Origin of the sequence: Chamaesiphon sp. (genome assembly GCF_041737865.1) — a bacterium.
In the GTDB taxonomy this organism is placed as follows: domain Bacteria; phylum Cyanobacteriota; class Cyanobacteriia; order Cyanobacteriales; family Chamaesiphonaceae; genus Chamaesiphon.
In genome coordinates this window covers 1-2498 of sequence record NZ_JBGSQZ010000177.1, presented here as the reverse complement: position 1 = coordinate 2498, position 2498 = coordinate 1, and the positions used below count along the sequence as shown (strand labels likewise).

Genomic DNA, 2498 nt, shown 5'->3' with positions numbered 1-2498 from the left:
TATCGGAGTCAAATATGAGCGGTTTAATTAACCCATTAGCAGCAATTATTCAACAAGCATCCCGATTGCCGGATTCAGGCATGGCTGCTAATTATCATCAGCGGATTGGAACTGGAAATCCCGATATTTGGTGCTTGCTACTAGATACTTCAGGATCGATGGATGCTGAGTGCAAAGGCAAAGAACGTCGGATTGATGTGCTGCGAAAAGCTGTGGAAGGTTTAGATTGGCGTAACTACAAGCTATTTACCTTTGACTCTGTAGTTGCTGAAATCACCAGTCCCGATGGTTTATGGCGATGTGGTGGCAGTACTGCTTTAGATCTAGCACTCGATCGAATTGTTGCCCTCAAACCAGCTCGTACCGTGGTGATTTCTGATGGTGAGCCGAATAGCGAACCAGAGGCGATTGCCGCTGCGAAGCGATTAACTGGCACCATTTCTACGATTCACATTGGTAACGATCGAGATCGGGATGCGATCGCGTTTATGCGAAAACTGGCGGAGCTTGGTTGTGGCAGTACTTACATCCAGGATCTCGGTCGAGGTCATGTGGAACTAAGTGCCACTATCGTTGCCTTGGCTACCGGAGGTAATCGATTGATGCTACCACCTTCAAGATCTTGAGATCCCAGATTGATGACCACAGTAACACTTAATATCCAGCCAGCGATCGATCGCTGGCTTTTTTGTACCTATTCATATCTATGAGTCGAAAAAAACATCGTTGTCAGGGACAAATTAGCCTGTTTCCAACTCCATCCTTGCCCGAACGCAGCATTCTAGAACAATGCCTGTATCAGTCCTTACATAGCACGGCAGGAGCCAAAGAGAGGTGGGAGAAAATCAGAGCATTGCAACCCACTGATGCCCAAGTAAAACGTGCAATTGCCTACGAATTTGGCATCTATGGTGGCAGTACTTCTCCCCAAATGCACGCTCATGCAGGTGGGGCGAATCCAAAATTTTGGATGGACGATGTAAATCTATGCAATCCACCGACTTTAACGGGGCAACCACTTATCGATCTAGTTAGAGAAATCTTGGATTTATAAGAGATAAAAAACATGAAAAAAGATATCGACTGGCAAATTTGTCGAGGTTTACCAACACGTTGCTATCGTAATTTGAATACAGGTTTGATGAGTTTAACTCAGCAGATCGATAAGTCTTGGATTGTGGTCGGACATACTGACAATTTAGTTATTAGACATCCTAAATTATATGTTTCTCAACGGGGTAGACAGCGGGTGTTGAAGGATGGGCATAAGAACGTTCACGCTTACGCACAGGGCATGTTAGAAGATTTATCTTTGTCCAGTTTACCCCGATTAAAAGAGATCTACTACTGCCCATACTCTCAGGCTTATTTCTCGTGGAAAGAAACTGGCGAACAGATCGTTAGTGCCGATCTATTAGTTGTAATTGACAATCAAGTTCTCTGCTCGATCGATACTCAACAACCTCAACTCACACTGTTTTAATCATCGAATATTAATTTTCTTTGCCAGCATTTAGAAATTGCTGGCTTTTTTGTACCCATTTATTACAAAACATGATGATTGTTCAAACTCAGACTCAAACCCAAGTAGCTGTCACCGAATTAGCCGCTAAATTAACCGCTGGTGACAGGTTGACTCAAGATGTTGTCATCGAATTGATGAGCGATATCTTTGGTGGTGGCGCAGCAATGGGACGGTGGAATTGGAAACAAGCTACCGATCTGATTGAAGCAGCAATGGTGAGTTCGATCCTCACAGGCAGTTTTACTACTATTGAGAATTTCATGGATCTTCAGGCTCTCGTTCCCCATCACCAAATCCGCTCGGAGGAACAGATTCAGTTGCAACAGTTCTCGACTCCACTTTCACTCGCCTGGATTGTAGCGCGACTGGCTCAAATCAAGGAAAGCGATACGCTGCACGAACCCAGTGCGGGGACGGGGATTTTGGCGGCAGCGACGATTAACCGACTTAATGGCGCATTCCCACACAAAATTATCCTCAACGAGATTTCCAAGTCGCGGAATGCCTTACTCCACGAACTATTCCCTACCTGTGGCTCAATTTACTCTGTGGATGCAGAGCATCTCAACGATGTGCTGCCCCAAGGCGAACAGCCAACCCTGATTGTGATGAACCCGCCCTTTAGTGCCTCAGTTGGCAGAAGCAAACGAAATCCCGACGCTTGCCTCAAACATCTAAGATCGGCTCTATTGAGACTGCAACCCAATGGCAGACTGGTAGCTATTGTCGCTCATTGGCTCTCCCCTGAAAAGTACCCCGAATACTTTGCCAGTCTCCCCGCTCAATTACAACTAAGTCTATTTGTGGATGGCAGTCACTATCGCTATCACGGTACCTCGATGGATGTCCGCATTTTGGTGTTCGATAAGATTACCAAGGTAGAACCGATTAAATCGTTGGCGCAGCCTCTCCCTCGGAGTATCGATCTCAAGTTCTCTGTTACTGCCAAAGAACTCGCAAGCTTGGCAATGGA

Annotated in this window: 3 protein-coding genes and 1 pseudogene; all 4 read left to right on the top strand. The window is 45.8% G+C overall.

What is annotated here, in order from left to right; translation table 11 throughout:
* The coding region (locus tag ACEW9J_RS13440; RefSeq protein WP_373545623.1) for a hypothetical protein at positions 1–626 on the top strand (626 nt) is incomplete at its 5' end.
* Between the two features lie 80 nt (positions 627–706).
* The gene (locus ACEW9J_RS13435; RefSeq protein ID WP_373545622.1) at positions 707–1054 is read left to right on the top strand and encodes a hypothetical protein; all 348 of its coding nucleotides are present in this window, start codon (positions 707–709) and stop codon (positions 1052–1054) included.
* 12 nt (positions 1055–1066) lie between these two features.
* Positions 1067–1483 (top strand): hypothetical protein, encoded by a 417-nt coding sequence (locus ACEW9J_RS13430; RefSeq protein ID WP_373545621.1) that lies wholly within the window; start codon positions 1067–1069, stop codon positions 1481–1483.
* A gap of 71 nt (positions 1484–1554) precedes the next feature.
* Positions 1555–2498, top strand: a pseudogene (locus ACEW9J_RS13425) (hypothetical protein); the annotation flags it as partial.